This is a genomic window from Streptococcus sp. S784/96/1 (genome assembly GCF_902729355.1).
Taxonomy (GTDB): Bacteria; Bacillota; Bacilli; order Lactobacillales; family Streptococcaceae; genus Streptococcus; species Streptococcus caledonicus.
Genome location: NZ_CACVCC010000084.1, coordinates 1 through 528, shown reverse-complemented (window position 1 = coordinate 528; position 528 = coordinate 1). Strand labels below are relative to the sequence as shown.

General features: G+C 40.3%; 1 pseudogene. It reads right to left on the bottom strand.

The window, feature by feature from the left end:
• Positions 1-528 (bottom strand): annotated as a pseudogene (locus GZ996_RS11685) (IS3 family transposase); the annotation flags it as partial.

Sequence of the window (528 nt, the reverse complement as noted above, 5' to 3'; positions counted from 1 at the left end):
ATAGTCATCAATATCATAAACTAATTCCTCAAATGTCTTGTAAGCCTTCAAGTCATAACACTCCGTCTTAAAATGACCAAAGAAACTCTCAATTGGCGCATTGTCAATGCATTTACCAACTCGTGACATAGAGCGTGTCATCTGATATTGGGGCGTTACCATCCGGTATTTCCGTGAAGTGTATTGACTTCCTCTGTCGCTGTGGATGATTGGTGCGGCATCTGGATTAGCTTCCATAGCCTTTCTTAGGTTTCTCCATGACAAGAGGATTACTGATATGGTAAGCCACGATAGAGCCGTCATAAAGGTCTTTAATAGCACTTAAATAAGCTTTACAACCTCGTCCATACTGTAAAAAAGTCACATCTGTACACCATTTTTGATTAGGTGACTGAGCTGTAAACTCTCGATTAAGAATGTTCTCTTCGATAGTCACAAAACTAGTCTTCGTGCAATAGCCTCGAGAACGACGGATAATTGATGAGATACCAAGGATACGCATTAAGCGACGAATTCGCTTCTTGTTAT